Annotated in this window: 22 protein-coding genes and 1 pseudogene; 10 read left to right on the forward strand and 13 right to left on the reverse strand. The window is 71.0% G+C overall.

Features of this window, described 5'->3' with window-relative positions; translation table 11 throughout:
- Positions 1 to 372: 372 nt before the first annotated feature.
- Positions 373 to 1,458, reverse strand: a complete 1,086-nt coding sequence (locus D456_RS0101925) for a hypothetical protein (RefSeq protein ID WP_017574458.1) — start codon at positions 1,456 to 1,458, stop codon at positions 373 to 375.
- Between the two features lie 94 nt (positions 1,459 to 1,552).
- On the opposite strand from D456_RS0101925, the gene D456_RS0101930 reads away from it, so the two are divergent.
- A complete protein-coding gene (locus D456_RS0101930) occupies positions 1,553 to 2,281 on the forward strand; it encodes a 3-keto-5-aminohexanoate cleavage protein (protein ID WP_017574459.1) in 729 nt (242 codons plus the stop codon).
- A 21-nt stretch (positions 2,282 to 2,302) separates the two neighbouring features.
- Here the strand turns inward: D456_RS0101930 and D456_RS0101935 are convergent, their stop codons facing one another.
- The 4 genes from D456_RS0101935 to D456_RS25370 form a co-directional block, all read right to left on the reverse strand.
- Positions 2,303 to 2,653, reverse strand: coding sequence for a MerR family transcriptional regulator (locus D456_RS0101935; protein WP_017574460.1), 351 nt, complete (start codon positions 2,651 to 2,653; stop codon positions 2,303 to 2,305).
- Positions 2,640 to 3,899 carry an MFS transporter gene (locus D456_RS0101940; protein ID WP_017574461.1) on the reverse strand — a complete coding sequence of 420 codons (1,260 nt, stop codon included), beginning with the start codon at positions 3,897 to 3,899 and terminating at the stop codon, positions 2,640 to 2,642. Before D456_RS0101940 ends, D456_RS0101935 begins: the two co-directional genes overlap by 14 nt.
- A 489-nt stretch (positions 3,900 to 4,388) precedes the next feature.
- Positions 4,389 to 4,769: a hypothetical protein gene (locus D456_RS0101950; RefSeq protein ID WP_017574463.1), complete on the reverse strand. Its 381-nt coding sequence runs from the start codon at positions 4,767 to 4,769 to the stop codon at positions 4,389 to 4,391.
- Positions 4,770 to 4,846: 77 nt separating this feature from the next.
- Positions 4,847 to 5,239, reverse strand: a complete 393-nt coding sequence (locus D456_RS25370; RefSeq protein WP_083904489.1) for a hypothetical protein — start codon at positions 5,237 to 5,239, stop codon at positions 4,847 to 4,849.
- A 164-nt stretch (positions 5,240 to 5,403) separates the two neighbouring features.
- Here D456_RS25370 and D456_RS25375 point away from each other — a divergent pair, with 164 nt between their 5' ends.
- A complete protein-coding gene (locus D456_RS25375; protein ID WP_083904486.1) occupies positions 5,404 to 5,670 on the forward strand; it encodes a winged helix-turn-helix domain-containing protein in 267 nt (88 codons plus the stop codon).
- A gap of 16 nt (positions 5,671 to 5,686) precedes the next feature.
- Here the strand turns inward: D456_RS25375 and thpR are convergent, their stop codons facing one another.
- Positions 5,687 to 6,262 (reverse strand): RNA 2',3'-cyclic phosphodiesterase, encoded by a 576-nt coding sequence (thpR, locus tag D456_RS0101955; protein WP_017574464.1) that lies wholly within the window; start codon positions 6,260 to 6,262, stop codon positions 5,687 to 5,689.
- A 122-nt stretch (positions 6,263 to 6,384) separates the two neighbouring features.
- Here thpR and D456_RS0101960 point away from each other — a divergent pair, with 122 nt between their 5' ends.
- On the forward strand, positions 6,385 to 7,116 hold the full coding sequence (locus D456_RS0101960; protein ID WP_017574465.1) for a sulfite exporter TauE/SafE family protein: 732 nt from the start codon (positions 6,385 to 6,387) through the stop codon (positions 7,114 to 7,116).
- 14 nt (positions 7,117 to 7,130) lie between these two features.
- On the opposite strand, the gene D456_RS0101965 is transcribed toward D456_RS0101960, so the two are convergent.
- Both D456_RS0101965 and D456_RS0101970 read right to left on the reverse strand, forming a co-directional pair.
- The gene (locus D456_RS0101965) at positions 7,131 to 8,549 is read right to left on the reverse strand and encodes an MFS transporter (RefSeq protein WP_017574466.1); all 1,419 of its coding nucleotides are present in this window, start codon (positions 8,547 to 8,549) and stop codon (positions 7,131 to 7,133) included.
- Positions 8,550 to 8,737: 188 nt separating this feature from the next.
- Positions 8,738 to 10,201, reverse strand: a complete 1,464-nt coding sequence (locus tag D456_RS0101970; RefSeq protein ID WP_017574467.1) for an NCS2 family permease — start codon at positions 10,199 to 10,201, stop codon at positions 8,738 to 8,740.
- A 243-nt stretch (positions 10,202 to 10,444) separates the two neighbouring features.
- Here D456_RS0101970 and D456_RS0101975 point away from each other — a divergent pair.
- Together D456_RS0101975 and D456_RS0101980 are read left to right on the forward strand one after the other, a co-directional pair.
- Positions 10,445 to 10,690 (forward strand): annotated as a pseudogene (locus D456_RS0101975) (DUF2530 domain-containing protein); the annotation flags it as partial.
- Between the two features lie 148 nt (positions 10,691 to 10,838).
- Entirely contained in the window at positions 10,839 to 12,335 is a 1,497-nt protein-coding gene (locus tag D456_RS0101980; protein WP_017574469.1) for a DUF7059 domain-containing protein, read from the forward strand.
- A gap of 117 nt (positions 12,336 to 12,452) precedes the next feature.
- On the opposite strand, the gene D456_RS0101985 is transcribed toward D456_RS0101980, so the two are convergent.
- From D456_RS0101985 to D456_RS0102005, 5 genes are all read right to left on the reverse strand, one after another.
- Entirely contained in the window at positions 12,453 to 13,076 is a 624-nt protein-coding gene (locus D456_RS0101985; protein ID WP_017574470.1) for an SRPBCC domain-containing protein, read from the reverse strand.
- A 277-nt stretch (positions 13,077 to 13,353) separates the two neighbouring features.
- Entirely contained in the window at positions 13,354 to 16,392 is a 3,039-nt protein-coding gene (locus D456_RS0101990) for a sacsin N-terminal ATP-binding-like domain-containing protein (RefSeq protein WP_017574471.1), read from the reverse strand.
- Between the two features lie 183 nt (positions 16,393 to 16,575).
- Positions 16,576 to 17,331 carry a DUF3027 domain-containing protein gene (locus D456_RS0101995; RefSeq protein ID WP_017574472.1) on the reverse strand — a complete coding sequence of 252 codons (756 nt, stop codon included), beginning with the start codon at positions 17,329 to 17,331 and terminating at the stop codon, positions 16,576 to 16,578.
- 165 nt (positions 17,332 to 17,496) lie between these two features.
- Positions 17,497 to 17,880 (reverse strand): cold-shock protein, encoded by a 384-nt coding sequence (locus D456_RS0102000; RefSeq protein WP_017574473.1) that lies wholly within the window; start codon positions 17,878 to 17,880, stop codon positions 17,497 to 17,499.
- A 470-nt stretch (positions 17,881 to 18,350) separates the two neighbouring features.
- On the reverse strand, positions 18,351 to 19,124 hold the full coding sequence (locus D456_RS0102005) for a hypothetical protein (protein ID WP_040698503.1): 774 nt from the start codon (positions 19,122 to 19,124) through the stop codon (positions 18,351 to 18,353).
- 248 nt (positions 19,125 to 19,372) lie between these two features.
- Here D456_RS0102005 and D456_RS0102010 point away from each other — a divergent pair, with 248 nt between their 5' ends.
- From D456_RS0102010 to D456_RS0102030, 5 genes are all read left to right on the forward strand, one after another.
- Positions 19,373 to 21,919, forward strand: coding sequence for a helicase-associated domain-containing protein (locus D456_RS0102010; RefSeq protein ID WP_017574475.1), 2,547 nt, complete (start codon positions 19,373 to 19,375; stop codon positions 21,917 to 21,919).
- 286 nt (positions 21,920 to 22,205) lie between these two features.
- Positions 22,206 to 22,868: a hypothetical protein gene (locus tag D456_RS27980; protein ID WP_017574476.1), complete on the forward strand. Its 663-nt coding sequence runs from the start codon at positions 22,206 to 22,208 to the stop codon at positions 22,866 to 22,868.
- Between the two features lie 416 nt (positions 22,869 to 23,284).
- Complete coding sequence (locus D456_RS0102020) at positions 23,285 to 23,560, forward strand: hypothetical protein (RefSeq protein WP_026115489.1); 276 nt, start codon at positions 23,285 to 23,287, stop codon at positions 23,558 to 23,560.
- A gap of 32 nt (positions 23,561 to 23,592) precedes the next feature.
- Positions 23,593 to 24,021: a hypothetical protein gene (locus D456_RS26420; RefSeq protein ID WP_152442451.1), complete on the forward strand. Its 429-nt coding sequence runs from the start codon at positions 23,593 to 23,595 to the stop codon at positions 24,019 to 24,021.
- Between the two features lie 128 nt (positions 24,022 to 24,149).
- Positions 24,150 to 25,784 (forward strand): DNA repair helicase XPB, encoded by a 1,635-nt coding sequence (locus D456_RS0102030; protein ID WP_017574479.1) that lies wholly within the window; start codon positions 24,150 to 24,152, stop codon positions 25,782 to 25,784.
- The last annotated feature ends 121 nt before the right edge of the window (positions 25,785 to 25,905 follow it).

A 25,905-nucleotide genomic window follows, 5' to 3' on the forward strand; every position in this document is an offset into this window, starting at 1 on the left:
GCATGCCGCACTGAACGAACAAACCGCACATAAAAGTAGCATTAAGTGAAGGTGCGGCCGCAAGTTTCATGACCTCCGCGCGCACCACTGTTTCCGGAACGAGACTTATCCTCACCCCGCACGCATCTCTCCGTTGCCCTCTGCAACAAGAACCAACGCGTTGCCGGCCTGATACCGAAATCACGAATCCGCACACCACAAGAGCCCTGGACCGTGTACCCGACCGTCGTGCGCACCCGCACCACTTCCGAGACGCCCCGTAAACGGCAGCCCTGCCTCTGGCAGCCCCGCAACGGTCCGTGTTCGACTACGGCGACATGACGCGGGCAGAACCGCAGCCCACGTAGGGCCCACTCTGGTCTCGACGACCGCTCAGCTGCGGCGGGCGAGCCAGAGGACCGCGGCGATGAGGACACCGGCGACGACGGCACCCCCGGCGATGAGGCCCAGGGCCGAGTCGTCGTCCCCGTCGCCGCTCTCGGCCTCCTCCGGGGAGGCGCCGGTCTCCTCGCCGTCACCGGCGGCGAGTTCGGCGTCCTCCTCGCTCAGGAACTCATCGGCCAGAGGGACCCGCCACACCGGTGCGTGTTCTCCCTCGGTGCCGGCCATGAGCGCGGTGCCGTCGGGGGTGAAGGCGATCGACTCGCCCTGGTCCATCTCCGGCAGGTCGAAGGAGCCGATCGCGTCGCCGGGCACTCCGTCGGTGGAGTCGTACACCGTGGCGCCCCAGTAGGTGCGGATCACGTACCGGGTGCCGTCGGGGTGGAAGGCGGCGTCGGTGGCGAACAGAGGCGCCGATTCGATGCGCTCCAGGACGTTCTCGCCCTCGGGGTCGAGCTCCTCGGGTGCGGCGTACAGACCGCCGGAGAACTCCTTGGAGGCGAGGTAGAGGCGACCGTCGCGCGGGTCGATCATCATCGACTCCGCATCGCGTCCGCCGTCCTCGTAGGCCAGAGTCAGGGCGGTGGGGTCGATGGCGGCGTCGGCGAGGGTCTCGGGTTCGGGGAACCGGTACACCCGGATGTCGGGCCACCCGCCGCCGAAGTTGTCGCCGATGTCGCCGATGTGGATCTGCGGCTTCCCGTCGGGCCCCTCGGCGACGGTCACGGCCTCCCAGTCGCGCAGTTCCACGTTCAGGGTGAGGGTCGCGAGGGTCTCGCCGTCCTCGTCGACCGCGTACACGCGGGGTTCGTGCAGGCCGCTGTCGTTGTGGGTCCACCACACACCCTCGTGCCGCAGCGAGGGCGCGATCCCGCTGGACTCGGAGACGAGCGGGTCCTGGAACTCGAAGGCCGTCTCCGAGCCCTCGGGCGGTTCACCACCGCGCGGATAGTTGGGGCCTTCCCCGGGTTCGCCCGGTTCCCCGGTCTCGTCGGGCACGTCGGTGTCGGCCCAGGCCGGGAGGGCCGGGCCGGGCGCGAGGACGACGGCTGCGGCGAGCGCGAGGAGTCTTCTCATGTCCGACATCCTGCCAGGACGGTGCGGGCGGGGGTGGCTTGCGTGTGCGTGCGAGCGGGCACATTCGGCGTACGGACACGCTGAGGAGAGCCCCATGAGGATCGTCGCCTGTCTCAACGGGGACCGCCGTCCCGGTTCCCACCCCGCCCTTCCGGTCTCGCTCGACCAGATGGTGGAGGACGCCCACTCTGCGGTCGACGCGGGGGCCACCGACCTCCACGTGCACCCGCGCGGGCCGGGCGGCGCGGAGTCGCTGGACCCGCAGGTGGTGGGGGCGCTCATGGAGCGTCTGCGCAGCGACGGGCCACAGGTCCCGGTGTCGTTGACCACGGCGCTCTCCGCCGAATCCGACCCGGTGCGCCGCTACGACCTGGTGCAGCGGTGGGCGTCGCCGACACTGCCGGACTCGGTGACGGTCAACCTGCACGAGCCCGGATCGGTCGACCTGGTGCACCTGTTGAACGACCGCCGAGTGGACGTGGAGGCCGGGCTGTGGACGGTCGACGCCACACGCATCCTGATCGCGACGGGGATCACGGTCTCGACCGTGCTCGTCGAACCCACGCAGGTGGATACCGGGGACGCGCAGCACAACGCCGACACGATCGTGGCGCTGCTCGACAAGGCCAAGGACCGGCGTCCGCGGCTGCTGCACGGCGCCGACGCGACGGCGTGGCCGATGTTGGAGGCGGCGCTGTCGGCGGGGATGGACGTACGTACCGGCCTGGAGGACACCCTGCGGCTGCCGGACGGCACGGAGGCCGAGAACAACGCCGACCTGGTCGCCCGGGCTGCGGAGCTGGCCTCCTCCGCCGCAGCTTGAGTCCGGTCGGCGGGTCGGGCATCACACGGCGTGCGTACGCAGGTGGTGTTCGATGCGGTCGCGCGTACGGGTCAGTGTGTCGATGCGTTCCTGCACCGACCGCAACCGGCGCTCGTAGAGGACGCGGGCGTCGGCGCACTCGGGTTCGGTGGACAGGTCACGCGCCAGGCAACCGCGGATCGCACGGATGTCGTCGGAACTCAGACCGGAGTCGAGGAGCAACCGGATGCCCTTGACCGTGGCCACGGCCTCCTCCGGGTAGTCGCGGTATCCGTTCTCCGAACGCTCCGAGCCCAACAACCCGCGCTGCTCGTAGTAACGCAGCGCGCGCGTACTGGCCCCCGTCAGTTCGGCGAGTTCACCGATGCGCATGCGGGTCCTCCTTCTCCTCCGTCACCTCCACAGTAGAACCGGGGGCGACACCCCCGGCCGCGGGGAACACGCGCACCGAGACCGCCATGAGGACCAGGGCGGCCAGGCCGATCCCCGTCGCGGCGAGCGCCGCACCGGTCCCCCCGTGTCCGGCCACAGCTGCGCCGCCGGCCGCACCGGCGACGGTGACCCCGACGTAGAGGGCCCCGGTGTTGAGCGCGACCGCCTCGGTACCGGACTCACCCGCCAGAGCGAGGACGCGTGCGCTCATAGGGGCGGCGAACCCCCAGGCGGAGAAGCCCCACAAGGCGAAGACGGCCACGAGCACCCAGACGGGCAGCGACCCTTCGCCGAACAGGCCGAGGACGGCCAACAGGGCGCAGGCGGCGACGAGTCCGGCGAAGGTGGCGATGAGGCTCCGGTCGGTGCCCCAGGCGTCGGTGAGGCGGCCGCACACGACGGTGCCGAGGACGCCCGCCACCCCCGCGACTGCGATGAGGGCCGCGAGGGTGAGCCCTCCGGCACCGGTCAGGTCCCTGGTCACCGGCGCCACGTACGTGTACACGAGGTAACCGCAGCTCGCGCCGCCGACGGTGCCCAGCACGCAGAGCAGCACGGCCGGCCGGGCGAGGGGACGCAACTGCGCGGACACGCGTGTGGCGGGTGATCCGGGCAGGGAGGGGAGGGCGACGGCGGAGGCCGCGAGAACGGCCAGGGAGAGCGCGGCCACGAACACGAACGCCCAGCGCCAGTCGGCCAGCGTCCCGATCGAGGTGCCGAGGGGCACCCCCAGGAAGAGGGCGACGGTGAGGCCGGCGGCGACGCCGCCCAGAGCGCTCCCCTCGCGTCCGGGCCGGGCCATCTGCGCGGCCATCGCGAACGCCGTGGGGGTCAGTGCGGCCGCCAGTACGGCGGCGACCACCCTCAGCGCCAGCAGGGCCGCGTAGCTCGGGGCCAGCGCGGTGACGAGGTTGACCAGCGCGAACAGGGAGAGTCCGCCGAGGAAGAGCGGCCGTCGGGGCCACCGGGCGGTGAGCACGGCCAGCGGCGGGGCGGAGACCGCATAGGTGAGGGAGAAGACGGTGATGAGCTGGCCGGCCGCGGGCACGCCCACGCCGAGGTCGGCGGCGATCTGAGGAAGCAGACCGGCGATCACCAGGTCGTCGGTGCCGATCGCGAAAGCGGCCAGGACCAGGCAGGCCGTCGCGAGCCGGCCGGTGCCGACGGAAGGGTTCTGTGTCGTCATGGCGGCAACCTAGAACCCTGACACCGGCGTCAAGGTCAAGCCGCGGGGGCGGGAGCCGAAGGCACGCACTCGCGGGGCGCGGTCCCGGGGCTCAGTCGAGCAGGGCGCCCAGGACGACCAGGAGCATGATGGAACCCAGCACCACGGGCAGCAGCCAACGCTGCTTGTGGTTGTTGGTGAGCATGCTCATGACGTGCCCCGCTCTGCTGTCCGGCCGGTATCCGTACCCCAGAGTAAGGGGCACGTGAGAGCGGTCCGATAGTGGGTCCCCAGGCACGGAACGCTCTCTCAGCCGTGCCTGAAGAGTCGCCGACCATCGCAAGAAGGCAGCTCTCCATGACATCTCTGGGACCACTGATTGCTGACCACCTGGCCAGTCTGTCTCTGCGCGGCGTGAGCAAGCACACGGGGCGGGTGGGAGCCCGGAACCTCTCCCTTCGGGTTCCGGGCCCTGCTCTGTCTGCTGCCTACCGCATCATGCCCGGGCGGTCACGAGCGCCACTGCTCGGGCAACGGCGCACCCGCGCGCAGCGCGCCATCCAGAGCCGCCCACCGCGCACACGCCACACGGAGCGCGCTGAGGCACGCGGCCGACCCTCCTGTCTCACGGAGAGCTTCCGAGACGTCGTCACACAGGTCGGTGATGTACTGGCGTTCGTTCTTGTCCCCGGGATCGACCACACTCCAGTGCCCGGGGAGCGGGGCGTGGCTGCGAAGCAGAGCGTCCAAGATCCCGAAGGCCACGTCGGCGCGGCGGAGAGTCGCGGTGCTGCGTGCCGGCAGGCCAGGGGACGCGAGAAGGAGCGATACCTGCAACGCCATGGTGGACGTGGGAAACGTGACCGCCCACGTACGACCGTCCGGATCCATGTATCCCCCCTCGTGGGAATCGCGCAGGGTGCATCCGTGTTCGAGGCACGGCTTCACCGGGCGGGTGTTCGCAGTCATCACGCAACAGCCCCCTCGGTGATGTCGCAGAGCACTGTGGCTCCGAGAGGGTTCCTGCCTGCGCGGCGGAGCGCTTCACGCCTTTCATGAGTCACGTAGTAACCCCGCACCAGCGCGGCGGGAGCCTCGGCCTCGCGGGGCTCGACCACGGGCGCAAGAGAGGAGAGGACCGTACGGGGGCGGCCGTCGGCAGGCTTACGCGGGGCGGGCACCAGCGGGGCGGGGGCCTCGCTCGTGTGCCCTTCGGCGACGTAGCGCCGGACACGGCCGGAGCGACGACGGCGAAGCTCTGCGGAGAGTTCTCGAAGGTAGCCGAACGGGGTCACGTGAACCCCGCACGTAGGACGGGACAGCCGTGCGAGCACGGCGAAGAGGGCGATAACGTAGCCCACGGCGAACACCTCGTTTGTTCGTCCGGGCCCGGGGTGTTGCTAGCACCGCCGGGCCGCTCTGTTCGGTTGTGGAGCCTTCACCTTACTTGCTATAGGACGCGGTGTATAGCAAAGGGACGCGTCCCTTACATTTGTGCAGCGCAGGGCCGGTTTATCGTGCATCCATGAGCAGCCCCGAAGACTTCCAGCCATCGAACGCGGCTTACCTGTATCTGGAACTTGCCGACTTCGTGGCAGGGCAGATACAACGCGGGAATCTGAAGCCCGGTGCCCGGCTCCCCCCTGAACGGGAGTTCGCAGAGGAGTACGGCGTTTCGATCGGCACGGCGCGGAGGGCGACCCGAGAGCTTCGGGAACGAGGACTTGTGATCACGCTCCCGATCAAGGGAACGTTCGTGGTGGACCAATCAGGGAGCGTCTCCGGCTCCTGACCGCCTTCGGGCCCGCTCACTCTCCGCTCTGGTCAGCGCAGCCCCGGAGCAAGGGGCACGTGAGAGCGGTCCGATAGCGGGTCCCTTGCCCTGGGATGCTTTCCACGAGGGCGACCCGGGTGGCACGCCATCGCAGCTGGGGCGGGTTCCCGAGCGATGCGACGGTGGCTTCGAGGTCGCGCGGGGGACGGCTGCGGGCGATCGTGATGTGCGGCACGTAGGGACGCGCGCCGGTCTCCACCCCGGCCTCCTCCACGGCCGACCGCAGGTCCCCGACCAGTGCGGCCAGCTCGCGCGTGTGCCCGCCCACCCCGGCCCACAGGACGGAAGCGCGCCGGGCCTGCGGAGGGAAGGTGCCCCAGCCGTCGAGAGCGAGGTCGAGCGGCGGGTGCGCCGCGGCGGCCCGTTCGAGCCCCGGCTCCAGGGCGGGCAGGCGTTCGGGGGCGACCTCCCCCAGGAACACCAGGGTCAGGTGCCAGTGTTCGGGGGCGGTCCAACGCAGTCGTGGCTCGTGGCGGCGGCCGCGCCGGACCGCGTCGCGGAGGGCGTCGGTGACCTGGCGCGGCGGATCGAGTGCGGTGAACAGGCGCATGGGTGCGGTCTTCCCCCTTGCGGGTTGTCCGAGTACCGCGCGGGCGGTACTCTCCCTGCGGCCGGCCACGGAACCCGCGCTGAGCTGGATTTCCCCCCGTCCCCTAACCGGAGTCCCCTTCTGTGCTCGAGCTCGCCGCCGTCTTCGCCGCCCTGGCCGTGGCCTCCCTGGTGCGGATCACGGCCGGTTTCGGCTACTCGCTGGTGTCGGTGCCGCTGATGGCTCTGCTGATCGACCCGGTGACGGCGGTGGTGATCGCGGCGGTCACGGCGGTCCCGCTCAACCTGTGGGTGGCCGTGCGCGACCGGGCGCACGCGCATCCGAAGCTCTCCCCGCTCCTGCTGCTGTCGGCGCTGGTCGGCGTCCCGTTCGGGTTGTGGGTGATCAACGTGGTCGACGAGCGCACGCTGTTGGCCCTGATCGCGACGGTGATCGTGGTGAGCACGGTACTGATCTGGTTCCGGGTCCGGATCCCGGGCGGTACACCGTCCGTGGCGGGGATGAGCCTGCTGTCGGGCGCCTCGTTCTCGGCGACCGCGATCGACGGCCCGCTGCTGGTGGCGGGGATCCAGGGGTCCGAATACCGCGGTCTGTCGCCCCGGACCCAGCGCGCGACCCTGAGCATGACCTTCTCCGCGACGAGTGTGGGGACGCTGATCGGGTTCGGGCTGACCGGTCAGCTCACCACCCAGGTCGGGCTGGCGGTACTGGCCGGTGTACCCGCGATGGTGCTGGGCACCGTCGCGGGCGAGTGGGTCTTCCGTCGGATGGACGCCGAGTGGTTCCGCCGCGCCGTGCTGGCGTTGATGGTGGTCAGTTCGGTGTCGATCATGACCCGCGTGGTCACGGCCTGACCGACACCGTCGCTTCAGGTCCTCTCGGTCCCGGAGGGCCGCGCCGTGCCCCGGTGGTCCGTCCTTCGGGGCCGGTCCTCGCCGTCCCCGGGTTCCCGGGTGGTGCCCGGTTCCCCGTCCACGGCGGCCGGTGGCCCGTCGACCTGGCCCGCGGTGTCCTCGGGACCGGTTGCGGGCTCGGCTTCTTCGGCCGGTCGGCCGTCGTCGATGCGGGCGGTGGTGAACAGCTCCCGCAGACTGATGCCCTTGGCCCAGCGCAACACCAGCGTGAGCACCACGACGACGGCGACCGTGACCGTTCCGCCGATGAACATGCTCGTCCCGGGCCCCCAGGTGTCGGCGAGGAATCCGACGACCGGTGCCCCGATCGGTGCCACACCCATGAACACCAGCAGGAACATGCTCATCACCCGCCCGCGCATCTGCGGGGCGACGCTGAGCTGGAACGTGGCGTTGAGCGTGGTCACGAAGGTCATGAACGCCACGCCCATGGGCACCAGCACCACGATGAAGGCCAGGTAGGACGGCATGGTCCCGGCCACGGCCTGCAGCAGTCCGAAGGCGAGGGCGCCGAGCAGCACCAGACGCATGTGGGGGCGCTCGCGCCGCGCGGCGAGCAGGGCGCCGGCGAGCGAGCCCACGGCCAGGCAGGCCGCGGCCCACCCGAAGGCGTCCGCGCCCGTCTCGAAGACGTTGTTGACCATGAGTGCGAGCTGGTTCTGGACGTTGGCGCCGAAGAACTGGGTGCAGGCGGCCAGGGTGAGCAGCACGATGAGGTCGCGGCGGGAGGCGATGTAGGCCAGGCCCTCGCGGATCCGTCCCTTGCCGCCGGCCGCGTCACGGTCGGTGCGGTTGAGCTCGGAGGTGCGGATCATCATCAGCGCGAGGATGGTGAACCCGAACGAGGCACCGTTGATGAGGAAGACGGGCCCGCTGCCGACCCAGGCGATGAGCAGTCCGGCGACGGCGGGTCCGGTGACACGGCCGAGCTGGAAACTGGCGCTGTTGAGCGCGATCGCGTTGGTCAGGTGGTCACGGCCGACCATCTCGGGCACGAAGGACTGGCGTCCGGGGTTGTCGACGACGGTGACCATGCCCAGCCCGAGAGCGAACAGGTACACGTGCCAGACCTCGGCGGCACCGGCCGTGGCCAGAACGCCCAGCCCGACGGCGAGCACGGCCATGGCGCTCTGGGTGCAGATGAGCAGTCGGCGTTTGTCGATGCGGTCGACGATCGCGCCGCCCAGGAGGCCGAAGAGGAGCATCGGCAGGAACTGCAGGGCGGTGGTGAGTCCGAGGGCGATGCCGCTGCCGCCGCTGAGCTGGAGGACGAGCCAGTCCTGGGCGATGCGCTGCATCCAGGTGCCCGGGTTGGACAGCAGCTGGCCGATCGCGTACAGGCGGTAGTTGCGCACGCCCAGGGAACGGAACATGGAAGCATGCTTCAACGGTTCCTCCCCACCTCTCTGTCGTAGTGGGGAGGAACCGTTGTGCGGGGGTTCCCGGCTCGGGGACCGACATGGAGTAAACGGCGTTGACACATCTCTGGGGACAACGCCACTCACCCGCCCCGGCATTCCCTCGGCCGGAAACCGTCGGTCGACCGGAGCCACCGGCCGGATCAGCCGATGAGGGCGTAGATCGGTGCTTCCGCGAAGTGGATCAGGAAGACCAGGGAGACGAACCACATGAGCGGGTGCACCTGGCGGCCCCGGCCCAGCACCAGGCTGATGAAGGTGTAGGTGAGCAGGCCGAAACCGATGCCGTTGGCGATGGAGTAGGTGAACGGCATCATGATGATCGCCATGAACGAGCCCATGCCAATGGCCGGGTCGGCGAAGTCGACGTTGACCACCTGGGTCATCATCATGAACCCGACGATGACCAGCACCGGGGTGGCGGCCTCGAAGGGAATGAGTTCGACCAGCGGGGTGAACAGCGTGGCGAGCATGAACATGGCGCCGGTGACGATCGGAGCGATACCGGTACGGGCGCCCTCACCCACACCGGCTGCGGACTCCGCGTAGAGCGTGGCGACCGATGCCGAACCCAGACCGCCGAGGATCGTGCCGGCGGAGTCGGCGATGAGCACCTCGCGGGTGCCCTCGATGTTGCCGTCCTCGTCGGCGAGGCCGCCCTGGTGGGCGACGCCGACCATGGTGCCCATGGTGTCGAAGAAGTCGGCGAGCAACAGGGTGAAGATCAGCATGATGACGGTGGCCAGGCCCACGTCCGACCACCGCGCGGCGATGTTGAGGCCGCCGTCGGCGAACAGGCCGATGAGGCTGAAGTCGGGGACCGCGACGAACTCACCGAGGCTCGTGGGCAGGGTGGGGGACTCGCCCAGGCTCCAACCGAGCCCGCCGGCACCGTCGCCGATCAGCGTCTCCACCGCGATCGCGACGGCGGTTGCCACCCCGATGGCGATGAGAAGGGCGCCCTTGAGGTTGCGCATGTAGAGCGCGATGCCCACGAGCAGACCGAGCACGAAGATCACGATCGGCCAGCCGTTGAGGCTGCCGTCCGAGCCGAGCTGGACGGGGGTGTCCTCGGCACCGGTGATGAAGCCGGCGTTGGAGAGGCCGACGAAGGTCAGGAAGAGGCCGACACCGACGGCGATGCCGATCTTGAGGCCGGGGGGCACGGCGGCGAAGACCGCGGTACGGAACCCGGTGAGCACCAGGATCAGCAGAACGATGCCCTCGATGATCACCAGCAGGAAGACGTCCGCCCAGGGCATGAGCGGTGCGATTCCGTAGGCGACGATCGCGTTCAGGCCCATGCCGGCGGCGATCGCGAAGGGGTAGCGGCTGACCACACCCATGAGCACGCAGGAGAGCGCGCCGACCAGGGCGGTCATGGCCGCGACCTCGGGGATGCCGAGGGTCTCGCCGTTGACGTCCTCCGCCGTCCCGATGATGAGGGGGTTGAGGACCACGATGTAGGCCATGGCGAAGAAGGTCGCCAGGCCGCCGCGGATCTCCCTGCCGAGGGAGGACCCGCGTTCGGTGATGCGGAAGTAGCGGTCGAGCGCTCCGCGTGGAGCGTCGGAAGTCTGGGAGGGGGGCGGGGTTGCTGCGTTCACGTCTTCACTCTGACCTGGTCGTGTTGGCGGACATCACGGACACTGAGCAAGATTAGTTGCACCTTCGCACAACAGCAGACACATGTTGCGCAGAGGTTTCATATAAATCACCGAATAGTTGGGGTGTGAGGACGAACAGTGTGATGTAGGCATCAATCGGACACGCACCCGGAAGAAGTCCTCCAGCGAGAGCCCGCCGGCCACTTTTCGCCCGCGTTCGCGCCCGGGCGATAACCTGGACCCGTGCGCAAACCTCGCCAGCCAGATCCGGACGTCCACGAGAGCGACTACCGCGTGCCCGCCGCCATCGGCACGCTCGCCTGGACCGCCGCCCTGGTCCTCCTGCTCGCCATGGGCGACGGCCTCCCCGATTCCGAGCAGTGGTGGATCGGCGTGTGTCTGACCGGCATCGCCCTGGGGGTCTTCGGGTTCCTCTACATTCCGCGCCTGCTCCGCAACCGCGGAGAGGGCCCGGAACAGACCGAAGACACGGAGGAGACCGGGGCCGGGACGAGCGGGGCCACCCACCGTGCGTCGCGGGACAGCACGGCCGGGACCAGCGAAGACACCGGCCCCGAGCGCCCCTGAGCCCGTCCGGCAGTCGGTTCCGGTCCCCCACCTGGCCGATAATGGGCAGGTGTCTGAGACAGAATTCCCGCGCGGACTCGCCGACCGGCTGCGTGGCATCCTGATCGACGCCGATTACACGGTGTCCGGGGTGCGCGACCGTCTCGGCGACGCCGCTGCACGCGCCCTGGCCCGCGAGGAACCCGTACCCGCAATGCGCGCCACCGGCGGGGACGAACGGCTCGGACTGCTGCTGCGCCTGTGGTGGCTGCAGTCGCCCATCCCCGAGCGCGCGGCCCGCAAGATCCTGCCCGTCGAGGAGTTGGTCGAGACCGGCCTGGTCACCGTCGAGGAGGGCGAGCGCGGACGTGTCGTACGCGCCCTGGTCCACCTGGGCCCGTGGGAGCTCGAGGAAGGCCGGCCCGGATTCGTGGTCTCCGACCCCAAGGTACGTCCGGGCAGCGGCGCCGTGCCCCGTCCGGACCACGTCGTGGGCGCCGGTAACGCTTCGTCGACGTTGTCCCAGCTCATCGTGGACGGACCCTTCGACCGAGCCCTGGACATGGGCACGGGCTGCGGCGTACAGGCACTCCACCTGGGTTCGCGGGCCCGCGAGGTGGTCGCGACCGACCTCAACCCGCGTGCTGTGCACCTGGCCGGCATCAGCCTCGCGTTGTCAGGCAGATCCGACGCGCGTCTGCTGGAGGGTTCGCTCTACGAGCCGGTGGCCGACGACCGCTTCGACCTCATCGTGTCCAACCCGCCCTTCGTGATCACACCAGAGGCCTCGCGGTACACCTACCGCGAGTCCGACCTGCCCGGAGACTCCGTCTGCGCAGAACTGGTGCGCGGCGCTCCCGCCCATCTGACCGACGGCGGCTGGTGCCAGATCCTCGCGAACTGGGTGCACGCCGACGGCGACGACTGGGAGGACCGTGTCGGCGGCTGGGTCGCCGGCACGGGGTGCTCGGGCTGGGTGGTCCAACGCGACGTGCAGGACCCGGCCGAGTACGTGGAGCTGTGGCTGCGCGACTCGTGCGAGCACGGGACGCCCGAGTACACGCGGCGCTACGACGCCTGGCTGGACTACTTCGAGCGCGAAGGCATCAAGGGCATCGGTTTCGGCTGGATCAGCCTGCGCAAGGACGCCGCCCAGGACGCGACCGTGCGTGTGGAAGAGTTGCGACACGAGATCGAGCAGCCGGTCGGCCCCTACCTGCCCGAGGTTGTCAACGGGGCGATGACCGCGCACCGGCTGACCGATGCGGCCCTGCTGTCGGCACACGTGGCGTTGGCCCCCGGTGTGGTCGAGGAGCGGATGAGCAGGCCCGGGGCACCCGATCCGGAGAAGATCCTGCTGCGCCAGCGCGACGGTCTGCACCGCGTCGCGCGCGTGGGAACGGTCGAGGCCGCGTTGGCGAGCGTGTGCGACGGGACGATGCCGGTGGGGCCCCTGCTGGACGCGATCGCCGAGCTCATGGGTGAGGATCCCACGGTGGTCCGTGAGCGGACCCCGGACGCGCTGCGCACGCTCATCTCGGAGGGTTTCTTCCGCGTCGCGCGGTAGGGCGCCCGGGCACGCCTCCTGGAGACCCGCGTCACGGGCGGCCCCGGGGCATCCCGCGGAAGCGGGAGTCGGCGGAACACGGGCCCACACGCCGGACCGGCCCGAGAACGGAACGCCTCAGGTCTCCCGGCCGGTGTAGAAGGCGACGGTCCGTGCGGCCGAGGCCTCGGCCGCAGCGGGTCCGCCGCCCGCGGCGACGTGGGCCTCACCCCACCGCTGCCCGGAGAGCATGACGAAGTCGCGGTATGCGGCCGACTCTTCCCATTCGGTGTCACCACCGGGGTTGGGGTCGCCGGTCTCCAGGTACCTGTCCAGCCCGAGCAGCGCCTGTTCCCATCCGATCCCGGTGGCCGCGGGCCCGTACTCCGCCCAGTGCTCGTCGACGGGCGCGGCGTGTGCGATGCGCAGGCGGCCACGCGTGCCGGAGAGCACGGTGAAACGTACCTCTAGTTCGCTGTAACCGCTGAACTCCCACGTCACCCGGAAGGAACGCGGCGGGTCACAGGCCAAGATCCGTCCGGCGGTGTTGTCCTGCACCTGGTAGGTCCCGTCCTCCTCGAACTCCCCGGTGACGGGTACGAACCACCGGGCGAGGCGTTCGCGATCCGTGCAAAGCCGCCACAGTTCCTCGGCCACGACACCGAAGTCACGGGTGAGCACGACCGCGTACTCCTCACCGTCGGCCGTGGGCTCGACCTCGACCGTGCGGTCGACCGCTTCCACCTGGTTGTTCAGGTCCATCGCTGTTTCCTCCCCTCCTCCCTGCCTGTCATTCCCCACCGGGTCGCCACCGAACGTCAGGCGCCGCTGAGCACCACCCGGCCACGTGCGGTCCCCTCGGTCCCGGACCGGAACGGTTCGGCGGGATGCAGGCGAGGGTCCCGAACAGGACCGTCTCGGGGCCGGGAAGTGGAGAGGGAAGAGGCCGTCCGGTGCATGGGTGCTCCGGTCGTCGGCGTGGGAGAAGGAGCACATCCGCCGACGGCGTCCGCCCCTGCCTTCCTGGTCCACCCGTTCCTCAGTCCAGGTCGGCCTCGGCCAGCAACCGGGCGGACGCGGACGGGTCGCGCAGCGCCGCCGCGAGCAGGTGGCGGCGCGACCAGGCGCCGGCCCGCCAGCACAGGGCACGGGCGAGCCCGTCGGTGCCGGACGCGTGCACGGCGTCGTCCCCGACGTACCAGTCGAGTTGGGTGCCGTCCACGGTCAGGGACTGGTGATGCAGGTAGGTGCGGTCGGCCAGGTCCAGGAACAGCTCGGCCTCGTCCGGGACCGGACGGATCCGTCCCGCCGAGCCCACCCGCCCGGTCACGACCTCGCTCGCCAGGTCGAGGTCGAGGACGTCGGCCAGGCGTCCCGCGAGGGCGGCGGGGGCGATGACCATGGGCCCGTCCAGGAGCGGCATCAGGTCCGGGGAGTCCAGGACGACGGTGTCCTCGGCGTCGGCGACCACGATCGTGCCCTCCCTCACCGCTCGCACGCGGGCGGGCGGTGAGACCGCGTCGGGGTCGACCTCGGCCATCGCCGTCCACAGGCTGTGGAGGGTGTTGCGCCCCACGTGCCGTTCGGGGTCGGCCAGGCGGGTGAGCAGGTCGTCGGGGCCGCCGGGGTCGGCGAGCAGGTCGGCGACGGTGGTCCGCACCCCCAGGGCCCGCGCGAATTCACGGTCCACGGTGGCGGGCGCCTCGTCGTAGAGGCCGGTCAGGGCGGACTCGGCGTCGCCGGCCCGCAACTCGACAGGCGCACGGCCGCTCAGGCGGGCCCTCGAACGCAGCCACCAGGCCGTGTAGGAAGGCACGTCACGGACCCGGCCGTCGGGTAGGAGCACACGGGTGGGTGCGGTCACGGCCTCCCGCAACGGTCCCTCGGCGAGCATGGTGAGCGCTTGCGGCCACCGGTCCTCGGCCACGCAGTCGAGGTCGGCGACACAGAGCAGTTCGGGAACGACCGGGGGCAGGTCGGGATCACCGACACGTTCGAGCACGTCGTCGGCCCAGTCCTCGATACCGTCGCCGTCGAAGTCGTCGGTGATGTCCTCACCGAGCGCGACCTCGTCGGCCCGTACGAGCGGGAACTCCCACAGCACGCCGACCGCCCGCAGCACGTCGGTCCCGTGGCGGTCGACGAGGTCCTGGTGCACGGTCGCGAACGGTGCGTCGGCGGCCAGCAGGTCGGCCAGTGGCGCTCCGGGCACGAGGAGTTCCCCGGCCACGGAGTAGCCGTCCTCGTCGTCGTGCAGGGCCAGTTCCGACAGCCACGGCAGGTCGTCGGTACTGCTCCCGGAGGCGGAGACCAGTGCGAGGACGGCTTCGGCGACCGGGTCGGGGTCCTCGGCGTCGAGGGAGTCGCGCACGGCCGCCTCGGTACGCGGGTCGGCGAGCACGGTCGCGGCGGTGGCCTCGACGGCACCCAGGCGCAGCAGGAGCGCGTGGGCGGCCTCGGGGTGGACCACACGCACACCGAGCGCCTCGGAGTCCGTGGGCCGCCAGTCCCCTGTGGGCATGAGCAGGGAACGCGGTCCGCGCACGAGCCGGCCGTCGACCAGCGGCACGGGCAGAGCGCCCAGGTCGGTGGTGTCAGCGGTGGACAGGGTCGCGTACAGGTCGGCCCACCAGCTCGGGGACCGGTCGGTGTCGGAGAGCAGGTCGGCGAGTTCGGCCAGGCCCAGACGCCGCACCTTGAGCGCGGCGAGCGCCGGGTGGCGGGGGTTCCACGCACCGGGCAGGACCTGCGGGATCAGCTCGACCAACTTCTCGGCCGCCCCTTCGGCTCCCCCGCCGGCGTCGAGGAGCACGGCATCGCGCGGGGCGACGGGCATGCCCGCCTCGGTGACCAGGAACGGGGTGTCCTGCAGCGGTTCGGCGACCCGGGTCCGGAAGACCCCGTCGACGGCGCCCCCTGCCACCTTCGCCTCGGGCACCAGGTCCAGTGCGGAGCGGGCGTCGAGTCGGCGCAGCAGGGCGCAGTAGGCGTTGGCGGCCTCCATGAGCAGGAAGTCGGTGACGGCTCCGGGCTGCACACCACGGCGATCGGTACTGAGCGGGAACGTGCCGATCAGGACCGCAGGCAGGTCGAGGGCGGTGTCGGTGGGCGTGGGGGCGTGCACGACCGGTTCGACGTCGGAGGGCATCGGCGCGACCCGGCCCTCGGCGTCGACGGGGACCGCCCAGGTGATCCGCCACGCGGTGCGTTCCCGTTCCTCGGCAGGTCGTCCGGAGAGCATCTCCGGGGAGAGCCGGCCCGAGCGGGAGAGCAGACGCCAGGGGGTGGTGCGTTCACCGTGCGCGTCGCGGTTGGTGGTGGTGAGGTCGGCCGGGCCGCCCTCGTCGCGGGTGAGGACGTGTTCGGTACCGTCGACACGTACACGGATCTCGGCGAGGCCGTCCAGTGCGAGCAGCAGCGCCTCGCCGGTGCGGTCGAGGAGTTCACGCACGCGCTGGGCGGAGTCCTCGTCCCGCAGCACGAGGGTGACGGCGGTCTCGTAGCCCTCGGGGACGCCCGTGTCCTCGGCGGGGAAGGGCAGGCGGAGCATGGGAACGTGCCCGGAGCGGCGTTCCACTTCCAGGGCGAGTTCTTCGTGGGTGTCGTCCGCGGCGAGCAGGTCTGCCACGGCCGAGCCCGCACTCTCTCCGGAGAAGCGCACCGCACCGGTGGAGGAGGCCACGGTCACGTCGTCGCTCAAGGCGGCCACCGCGGAGAAACCGACCCCGAAACGGCCGGCCGACCCGTGGTCGTCGCGTTTGGTGGAGGCCCTCAGTGTCGACAGGGACTCCACACCGTCAGAGGTGATCGGGGAGCCGGTGTTGGCGGCGGTGAGGCGGTCCTCGCTCAGTTCCAGGAACAGACGGCCGGGCCGGCCGGAGCGGAGTGCGGCGTCGGCGGCGTTCTGGGCCAGTTCCACGACGACACGGTCGCGGTAGCCGCCGAGCGCGAAGTCCTCTTCGGCGTTGGCGTCCTCCCGGAACCGGGCCGGGGCGTCCGCCCAGGCCGCGAGCACACGTCGGCGCAGTTCTGCGGTGTGGAAGGGGTCGGTCGCCGCAGCGACCGCGGATTCGGCCATCGTGGACTCCTCGCGCGCTGGGACAAAGGACCGTCCGCGGCGGGGCGCACGCGGTAGACCGAGCCTAGGACATGCCCGGAGCGGGTGTGCCGCGCCACGCGCCCGCATACCCGGCTCCGAGCATGCGCGGTCCCCCGGGAACGACGGCCCCGGCGTGCGTCGCACGTCGGGGCCGTCGGCCGGTCAGGAGTCGGCGGAGACCAGCTCCAGTTCCGTGGTGTCGTCGAAGATGATGTGGTCGTAGCCCATCTCGTCGATGACGGGCGCGACCGGTTCGTTCTGCGACTCGGGTGCACGCACCTCCGAGTGCGCTCCGCAGCCGTGGTCGAGGGACACGACCCGGCCGTCGTCGGGCGCGTACTCGTTCGTGCACACACCGAACATCTTGCGCAGCTCACCGGCGAGCGGGGTGAGGAAACCACAGGTCGCGCACGGAGCCGGGGCCTGGTTGGCCACCGGGGTGCGCGGTCCCGCATCGCCCTCGTACCAGCGCTGGGCGGCCTGCTCGCGGCCGAACTCCGAAAGGACGTGGCTGCGCCCCAGCCCCAGCTCCCAGATCATCTGCTGGTCGACACCCTCGGCCTCGAGGTCGGTCTCGGGGACCTGGGCGTAGCCGGGCATCAGGCGCATGTCGCCTTCCTCCGTGGGCAACAGGTCGCCGGCCCCGACATCGCCGGGGCGCAGGCGGTCCTTCCACGGGACCCACTCGGGTGCGGTCAACGCACCCTGACCCGGCAGGAGGACCACCTCGTTGACCGTGACCCTCTTCGCGCGCGCGGCGCGGACCACGGTGACGGCGTAGTTCCACCCCGGGTATGCGGGGTCCAGGCACGTGAAGTAGTGCGTGACCAGGCGTGTGTCCTCGACCTGGGGGGTGAGGTGCTCACCCACCCACTCGGGTCGCCCGATCTCGGCGGCCACCGAGCGGGCGAGATCCACCGCCTCGATACATGCCTTGTCCGGTACAGGAGAACGTCGAGAAGGGCTCACGTTTTCCATTCTCACTGATGGTGGGCACCGATCTGACCAATTCGGCGGTCCGAATCGCTCAGTTCCGGGTCACGGGTCGGGCACGGGCGGGATGCCGTGCCCGACCCCACGGCCTCAGGTGTCGAGTTCGTCGGCGACCACACGCAGCACGGACGCGACCTTGGCCGCCTCTCGGCGGTCGGGTCGGCGCCCCCTGCGGTAGCCGTTGGAGAGACCTTCCAGGAGCTTGATGAGGTCCTCGGTGATGACGACCATCTCATCGGGTTTCTTCCGACGGGCCTCGACCACCGAGTGCTGGGAGTCCAACAACTTCACCTGGAGCGCCTGGGCACCCTTGCGTCCCTCGGCCACGCCGAACTCGACCCGCTGCCCCGTACGCAGCGCGGTGGTTCCTTCGGGCAGGGAGGAGGAATGCACGAACACCTCACCGCCGTCGTCGCGCGTGAGGAAACCGAAACCCTTGTCTCCGTCGTACCACTTGACCTTGCCGGTGGGCACTGGGTGACCTCATGCTTTCAATCTCGGGAACCGCAGGACCGAAACCTGGAGAGCCCGGAACGCGGCTTCACCGTTCGTTCCCTGGGCGGTCCCTCCGGTTTCCGTGAGTACCCTCCCAGGCTACCGACAGGGGGTATCCGGGCGCGAGAGCACAATTCCTCCGTGGAGGCCCCTGAACACGGGAACGAGGCCCGGAGGCGGACCATCCGGGCCTCGGGACGACAACGGCCCCGATCACCGCTGGATGCGGAGTAATGGGACGGGACTCGGCGGAAACCGGGGTCCGTCGTCGACGCGGTCGGTGCCCATGCTGGCGGGCTGGGACACCGCTACCGCCGCGGCCCTGACGAAAGTGGCCGTGTACCGACATGGGTACCCGAAACAGCGCCTCCGGACGCGCCGGAACGGCCCAGCCGGAAAAGGTTATTCCGAGCATTTGCCAATCAGTGACCCCCTGGGACCGCACACCCTCACACCGGTCGGGCCGCCGTTTCCTTCCGCTCGGCCGCACGGAGCACCCGCGGGAAGAGGTAGAGCACACACACGAGGTTGGCCAGCCCCAGGCCGATCACACCCGTGTCGGTCAGTGATTCCAGGATGTACTCGTCGACGTAACGGGCGTCCCCGTCCCACAGGGCCATCCCCGACACGCAGGCCAGCACCGGCAGACCGATGCCGATCCACGTGTCGCGCCCGTTCCACACCTGGCTCAGAGCGACGAGCGCGGCGGCCAGGACCCACACGAAGGCCAGGTCCATCCACCAGGGGACGGACAGCAGCATCAGCCCCAGAGCCGCGGCCTCGGCCGGGTGCGTGCGCACGACCAGAGCTGTTCCCCTCAGGGGTCCGGTACCCCTGGCCCGCGACTTCTTCCGGCCCGCGACCGTGTCGGCCCGGCCGGGCCCCTCCACCAGGCCCATCAGGCCCGCGCTCGGTCCTCCCCGCCAGGGGGGCGGCGGCCGGTTCGCGTGCTGGGGACGGTCGGGGATGAGTTCGTTGTCCTCCAGGTCGAGGTTGCGTCCGCCGCACTCGCGCTCCACCACGTCCTCGGCGCTGCCGAACCCGCGCAGGATCCCGCGCACCGTGTCCACGTGGTCGTCCGGGGCCGTCCTGCGGCGCTCGTCGATCTTCGAGCGCAGCTCCGCCAGGAAGGCCGTGCGTTCCTTCGCGGTCAAGTGTCCGTACGACGCCAGCCCGACCTCGGACAAGTAATTGAGCACCAATTGTTCCGAGCGCTGGTTCATGGGCCCATAGTGGTCGAGAACCACCCGGCTTTTAACCCCTCTTCGCGAATTTCGGCCACCGATGGGGCACCGCCCCTCCCCGAACCGGATCACCAGGGCGTATTCGGTGTATGCCTTCCGTCACGTCGGCCGGTACCGCACCGGCAGGAGCCGGTGGCCGATCGGTGCCCCGCAGAAGACGTCCCGGCGGGCAGAGGCGGAGCACACTGTGGAAAGGAACCCGACGGACAGGCCATAACGTGGAAACGATGACCGAGAACCCAACCGCCGAGGGCTCCGGGCCCGAGCCGTCCGACGACCGCTCGGACACCCCCCGGCACAGGCCGCCGACGTTCACGGGCTGGCTGCGCAGCCGCTCCGACGAGGAACTCACCGCGTTGCTGAGTGCGCGCCCGGACCTGGCCCGGCCGGTGCCCTCCGACATCGGTGCCCTGGCCGGCCGTGCCACCACCCGCAACGCCGTACTGCGGGTGCTGGAACGCCTGGACCGGTTCACCCTGGCCGTTCTGGAGGCCGTCGTGGCCCTGGGCGACGACCGGTTGTCCGAACCCGTGGGTGTGACCGCGGCCGAGCTCGCCGAAGCCCTGCGCCCGGCCCCGGCGCCCGCTCCCGGGACGGGCACGGCCATCGGCTCCGACAGCTCAGGCGGACCGGACACGTCCGCCGTCCACCACCGGCCCTCGGAGGAGGCCTCCGAAACGACCCCTGTTCTGGACCGCGCCCTCGGGGAGCTCCTCCGCCTCGCCCTGGTCTGGCCGGACCGCGGCCGTGTACGGCCCGTCCAGGTACTCCGCGAGCTCCTCCCCCACCCCGCTCAGCTCGGACCTCCCGCACGCCCTCTCCTGGCGGACCTGCCGCACGCGTCCGTCGAACGCCTGGCCGGAGAGCTCACGCCCGACAGCACGGCCTCCACCCCCGTGGAGAGCCTCGCCATGCTGCTTTCGGACCCCGGCAGGGTCGGGGCGCTCCTCGGTCGGGTGGACGAACGCGCTCACCGCCTGCTGGAGGGGATGGCCTGGGGACCGCCCAACGGCACCGTCACCGACGCCCGCCGCGAGGTCGACCTGGCCACCGCGGGCTCACCCGTGGAGTCCCTCCTCGCGCGGGCGCTGCTGATCCCGACCGGCGACGAGACCCTCACCCTGCCGCGCGAGGTCGGCCTGCACCTGCGGAAGGGCGTGCTCTTCCGGGAACTCTCGTCCGAACCGCCGGCGTTCGAGGGCCGGGAGCGCTCCTCCGGGACCGTCTCACGCACCGCCGCCGGACAGGCCTTCACGGTGCTCCGGGGGCTCGAGGAGCTGTTGGAGCTCTGGGCCCAGGAGCCGCCCGGCGTACTGCGCAACGGTGGTCTGGGCGTACGTGACCTGCGGCGGGCCGCGCAGACGATGGAGGTCGACGAGTCCGGGGCCGCACTCCTGCTGGAGGTCGCACAAGCCGCCGGACTGGTGGGGACCGACGACCGCCTGTCCGGGGAGTGGCTGCCCACCCGCGAGTACGACCTGTGGCGGGAGAGCCCGCCGGAGGAGCGGTGGCTGCGGCTGGCCCTGGCCTGGATCGGCACCGACCGGGTGGCTTCCCTGGCCGGGTCCAGGGACTCCGGCGGGAGGGTCCGGAACGTGCTGGGCCCGGGTCTGGCCCGCCCGGGGGCGCCCCAGGCCCGCCGGGACCTGCTCAACACGCTGGCCGAGGCCGAGCCGGGTCTGGTGCCCTCCGAGGAGTCCCTGGCCGAACGGATGGCCTGGCGCCACCCGCGCCGGGAGTCGTCGGTACACACCGATCTCGTGGAGACCGCACGCACCGAAGCATCGGTGCTCGGCCTGACCGCGTTCGGGGCCCTGGCCGGACACACCCGTCCGCTACTGGCCGGGGACCCCGACGGCGCTGCCCGGGAACTCGCCGAGGAGTTGCCCCGGCCCTTGGACCACATCCTCGTCCAGGGCGACATGACCGCCGTGGCACCCGGTCCGCTCGTGGCCGACCTCGCCCGTGAGCTCGCCCTGGTCGCCGAGGTCGAGTCCACCGGCGGTGCCACCGTCTACCGGTTCACCGAGGACTCGATCCGCCGGGGTCTGGACGCCGGACGGGGCGTCGCCGACATCACCGGCCTGTTGGAACGCCACTCACGTACCCCGCTCCCCCAGGCCCTGCGTTACCTGGTCTCGGACGTGGGTCGGCGGCACGGCCGGCTGCGCGCCGGGACCGCGTCCGGTTACCTGCGCTGCGACGAGCCCTCCCTGTTGGAGGAGCTGCTCAACGACCGGCGTGCGGAGGGGCTCGGGCTGATCCGGCTCGCCCCCACCGTGGTGGCGAGCCGGGAGAACCGGGCGACGCTGGTGGAACGGCTGCGGCAGCTGGGGTACCACCCGGTGCCGGAGAGCGGGGACGGGGCGATGAGCCTGGACCGGCCGGAGGTCCGGCGCGCGGACCCGGTGGAGGTGTCCGAGGCACCCGACCGGGAGGCCTCCGCGGAGACGGTCCGTGCGACCGTGCGTGCGTTGCGGGCCGGGGACGAGGCATCCACGATCGCGCGCCGCCCTGTGCCGCTGCCCACCGACGGCCCCCCGGGTTCACGGGCCGCAGCTGTCATGGCGGCGCTCTCGGACGCGGCCCGGGACGAGCGCCGGGTCTGGATCGGCTACACCGACACCGACGGGCGCCAGGTGAGCCGGATCGTGCACCCGTCGTCGGTCGACGGCGGGTTCGTCACCGCCTACGACGCGACACGGGATGCCGTGCACAAGTTCGCGGTGCACCGGATCTCGGCGGTGGCCGAGCTCGCCGACCCCGACGCCTGACGCGCTGCCGGACCCGGGTGCCGAGGCTTCCGCGCGTCCGGCGGGTCGGGCCGGTATCGGGCGGCGAGACCTCCTTCCACGGTGGTTCGTGGAGCAGGCCCCTCGCCCAGCACCGGACAGCTGTCGTGGACCGGGCGGGCAGCGTCCCGGAACCGCCGGTCCGGGAGGAGGACCGGAATGCCTCCTCCTCAGGGGGAGGCGGGGTCGAACACCGTACAGTGACTCGCGCGTGCTCCTCTCCGGCGGGGCGCGCCAGGTCGAGCCTCAACGTGCGAGAGAGACCCCGATGAGCAATCCACCGCTGCCCCCAGGGGCATCGTCCCCCCGCGACCCCGGCGACGACGATCGGGACCGAGGCCCTCGTCGCGCACCCGGCGGCCCCCCGCACCCGGAGCGGAACGGTCCCGGCCGCGGTACCCATCGGCCCGAGGCCGCCCCCGACCTCGACCTGGCACGCGAGCACCAGGAGGCCCGTCAGGAACCGCAGCGTGTCCGGGAGCGCCGCCCCCGGACCGAGCAACCCCGGGAGCCCCGGCTCGGCCCACAGCCCGAGCAGCGCCGGGAACCGCGGAACGCGCCCGCGCGTGAACCGGAACAGCAGGAACAGGACCGTGACCGCGGGGACGACCAGGACTCATCGAGCGGGTCCGGCGTCCCCATGGCCGGGGGCGGGGCCAGCAGCGCCACCACCGCGATGATCTTGCACGCCATCACGGTCCTGTGCTGCTTCAACTGGCTGTTCGGCGTCGCGGGCATCGTCTTCGCGGTCCGTGCGGGGCACGCGCGTGATCGCGGCATGCCGGTCAAGGCCGAGACCCTGACCCGCTACTCCTGGTACTGCCTGGGCGCGGCGGGGGTCATGATCTTCGTGATGCTCGTGCTGACGTTCGTGGTCTTCACCCAAGCGGGTTCCTGGCTCCAGGAGATCACCGGTCTCGTACCGTACTGATCCGGGGCCGAGCGGCACGCCCGTGTCATGAACACTGACCGGCGCACTTGCGTCCCCCCGGTGGAGAATGGGTACCGCGACAGTACGCGACAAAGGGGAGGAAGCGGATACCGGTGAACAGTGGAGGCCCACGGGATTTCTGGGAGCGGGACCCCAACCCGGTCCTGCGCCCGTCCGAAGGCCTGCGTGAGACCGGGCCGCCGTCCCCGCGGAGCCTCCGGGAGCCGTACCCGGCTCCCGGCTCCTACAGTGCGGACCACCGCGGGGCCCAGGGAACCTACGGCGGGCCGCCTCCCGCTCAGGGGCCCTGCGCAGGTGCGCACACGGCCCCGCCCGCGCCCCACACCGCACAGCCCGCCCCGGGTGCCGCGAACCCCCCTCCGGGCGCACCACCGCCCTCCGGCCCGCCGCCACGGGTGGGTGGTGCGGTCGCGGCACTCGTCGTGGCCTTCCTGACGTGGGCGGTCCCCCTGCTCGGCATCACCATGGGACTCTGGTTCTACGTACTGGTGGCCAACCTGCCCGGTGTCGCCTTCGCGGTGACCGCACTGACGAAGATCCCGAACACCTCCGAGGTGGAGCGCTTCATCCGCTACACCTGGGCGTGCAACTTCGCCTACATCGCGCTGTCGGTGGTCTTCGCCGTCCCGCTCGCCGTCCTGTTCCTCATGATGATGCTGGTCGGCGGCTGAGGCCGCTCGGCCCCAGCGGCAGCTCCCCGACCGTGCCGTTCCATGGAGCCCCCGATGCCCGATCCCTACTACGGTCCCCATCGGCCCCAGTACGGCTCTCCCCGGTCGGAGGTCCCTCCTACGGCGGACCGCAACCGCCCCACGGCGGTGCGTACCGTCCGGTTCCCGGCCCGCCGCCGGCCCCGTACCCCTACGCCCACGTCCCGCCCGAGCACCAGCCGCCGACGGGCAGCACGATCACCGCGCTGGTCGTCGGTGTCCTGCCGGCGCCCATGCGTATGGGCAACGTCACCCCGTTCATCGGTACGGTCATGGCGGGGGTCGCACTGTCCGAACACAGCCGCGCCCCGGGGCACCACGCCGTGTTCCGTCGCCGTGCCTGGGTCTCCGACGGGATCCACCTCGGCATCTTCGCCGTCCTCCTCGGCGCCTTCGTCACCGCGGTACTCCTCGTGAGCTGACGGACGGGCCGCCGTACGCCGCACAGGGGTGTGCCCCACCGCTCCCGGACGGCGGGCATGATCGGAGCAGTACACGTGTTGCACGTGGGGCCCTCCCCACACGCCGTCGACGAGAGTGAAGGTCCCGTGTGTCCTGCCTGATCGTCCAGTCCGACAAGACCCTCCTCCTCGAGGTCGACCACGAGTCGGCCGACGAGTGCCGCCGAGCCATCGCGCCCTTCGCCGAGCTCGAGCGCGCCCCCGAACACGTGCACACCTACCGGATCACCCCGCTGGCGCTGTGGAACGCACGCGCCGCCGGCCACGACGCCGAGCAGGCCGTGGACGCGCTCGTGAGCTTCTCGCGGTTCCCGGTGCCCCAGGGCCTCCTGGTGGACATCTCCGAGACCATGGACCGTTACGGCCGCCTCACCCTGGACGGCGACCCCGCCCACGGACTGGTGCTGCGCTCCAGCGACCGGGCCGTCCTGGAGGAGGTCGTACGCGCCAAGAAGCTCAAGGGCATGCTGGGCGAGCGCATCGACGGCGACACCGTCGCCGTGCATCCCAGTGAGCGCGGGAACCTCAAGCAGGAACTGCTCAGGATCGGCTGGCCGGCCGAGGACCTGGCCGGGTACGTCGACGGCGAGGCCCACGAGATCGACCTCGCCGAGGACGGCTGGGAGCTGCGCCCCTACCAGCGCGAGGCCGCCGAGAGCTTCCGGGCCGGGGGCTCGGGTGTGGTCGTGCTGCCGTGCGGCGCGGGCAAGACCATCGTGGGCGCCGCGGCGATGGCGATGACCGGGACCACGACGCTGATCCTGGTCACCAACACCGTCTCGGTGCACCAGTGGAAGGCCGAGCTGCTGCGCCGTACCTCCCTCACCGAGGACGAGATCGGCGAGTACTCGGGCAGCCGCAAGGAGATCCGTCCCGTCACCATCGCCACGTACCAGGTCATGGCGGCCCGCAAGAAGGGTGTGCACACGCACCTGGAGCTGTTCGAGGCGCGGGACTGGGGGCTGGTCGTCTACGACGAGGTGCACCTGCTGCCCGCCCCGATCTTCCGGATGACCGCGGACCTGCAGGCACGGCGGCGGCTCGGTCTGACCGCCACCCTGGTGCGCGAGGACGGCCGCGAGGGCGACGTGTTCTCCCTCATCGGTCCCAAGCGCTTCGATGCCCCGTGGAAGGACATGGAGAACCAGGGGTGGATCGCTCCGGCCGACTGTGTCGAGGTGCGGGTCGACCTGTCCGACGCCGAGCGCATGGCCTACGCGACCGCCGAGCCGGAGGACCGTTACCGGTTCTGCGCCTCCACCGACGCCAAGAACCGGGTCGTGGGCGCCCTCGTGGAACGCCACGCGGAGGAGCAGGTGTTGGTCATCGGTTCCTTCATCGACCAGTTGGACGAGCTCGGCGAGTCCCTGGGCGCTCCGGTGATCAAGGGCGATATGCGCAACAAGGAGCGGGAACGGCTCTACGACGCGTTCCGGTCCGGTGAACTGCGGACCCTGGTGGTGTCCAAGGTCGCGAACTTCTCCATCGACCTGCCCGAGGCCGGTGTGGCGGTACAGGTGTCGGGTTCGTTCGGCTCGCGCCAGGAGGAGGCCCAGCGCTTGGGCCGGGTGCTGCGTCCGAAGGCCGACGGGGGCAGCGCGCGGTTCTACGCGGTCGTCGCCCGGGACACCCTGGACCAGGACTACGCGGCCCACCGACAGCGGTTCCTGGCCGAGCAGGGATACGCGTACCAGATCACGGATGCGGCCGAGCTGTTGGCCTGAGCAAGCGCACGGGGTCTTCCCGCGTGGCTGGGCCGTGGCGGGGTTCGAGGGTTGTTCCCGGCACCGGTGCCCGAGTTGTGGCAGGGGTCACGAGATAGGACAATGTCGACATCGGATCCCC

Source organism: Nocardiopsis kunsanensis DSM 44524, from assembly GCF_000340965.1.
Classification (GTDB): Bacteria; Actinomycetota; Actinomycetes; order Streptosporangiales; family Streptosporangiaceae; genus Nocardiopsis; species Nocardiopsis kunsanensis.

Excerpts from the sequence above, each read along its gene's own strand:
- D456_RS0101990 (WP_017574471.1), bottom strand. The coding sequence starts at position 16,392 with ATGGCCGAATCCGCGGTCGCTGCGGCGACCGACCCCTTCCACACCGCA.
- D456_RS0102005 (WP_040698503.1), bottom strand. The coding sequence starts at position 19,124 with ATGAACCAGCGCTCGGAACAATTGGTGCTCAATTACTTGTCCGAGGTC.
- D456_RS0101925 (WP_017574458.1), bottom strand. The coding sequence starts at position 1,458 with ATGAGAAGACTCCTCGCGCTCGCCGCAGCCGTCGTCCTCGCGCCCGGC.
- D456_RS27980 (WP_017574476.1), top strand. The coding sequence starts at position 22,206 with ATGAGCAATCCACCGCTGCCCCCAGGGGCATCGTCCCCCCGCGACCCC.
- D456_RS0101985 (WP_017574470.1), bottom strand. The coding sequence starts at position 13,076 with ATGGACCTGAACAACCAGGTGGAAGCGGTCGACCGCACGGTCGAGGTC.
- D456_RS0101965 (WP_017574466.1), bottom strand. The coding sequence starts at position 8,549 with ATGTTCCGTTCCCTGGGCGTGCGCAACTACCGCCTGTACGCGATCGGC.
- D456_RS0101930 (WP_017574459.1), top strand. The coding sequence starts at position 1,553 with ATGAGGATCGTCGCCTGTCTCAACGGGGACCGCCGTCCCGGTTCCCAC.
- thpR (WP_017574464.1), bottom strand. The coding sequence starts at position 6,262 with ATGCGCCTGTTCACCGCACTCGATCCGCCGCGCCAGGTCACCGACGCC.
- D456_RS0101950 (WP_017574463.1), bottom strand. The coding sequence starts at position 4,769 with ATGGATCCGGACGGTCGTACGTGGGCGGTCACGTTTCCCACGTCCACC.
- D456_RS0102010 (WP_017574475.1), top strand. The coding sequence starts at position 19,373 with ATGACCGAGAACCCAACCGCCGAGGGCTCCGGGCCCGAGCCGTCCGAC.
- D456_RS25375 (WP_083904486.1), top strand. The coding sequence starts at position 5,404 with ATGAGCAGCCCCGAAGACTTCCAGCCATCGAACGCGGCTTACCTGTAT.
- D456_RS0101940 (WP_017574461.1), bottom strand. The coding sequence starts at position 3,899 with ATGACGACACAGAACCCTTCCGTCGGCACCGGCCGGCTCGCGACGGCC.
- D456_RS0101935 (WP_017574460.1), bottom strand. The coding sequence starts at position 2,653 with ATGCGCATCGGTGAACTCGCCGAACTGACGGGGGCCAGTACGCGCGCG.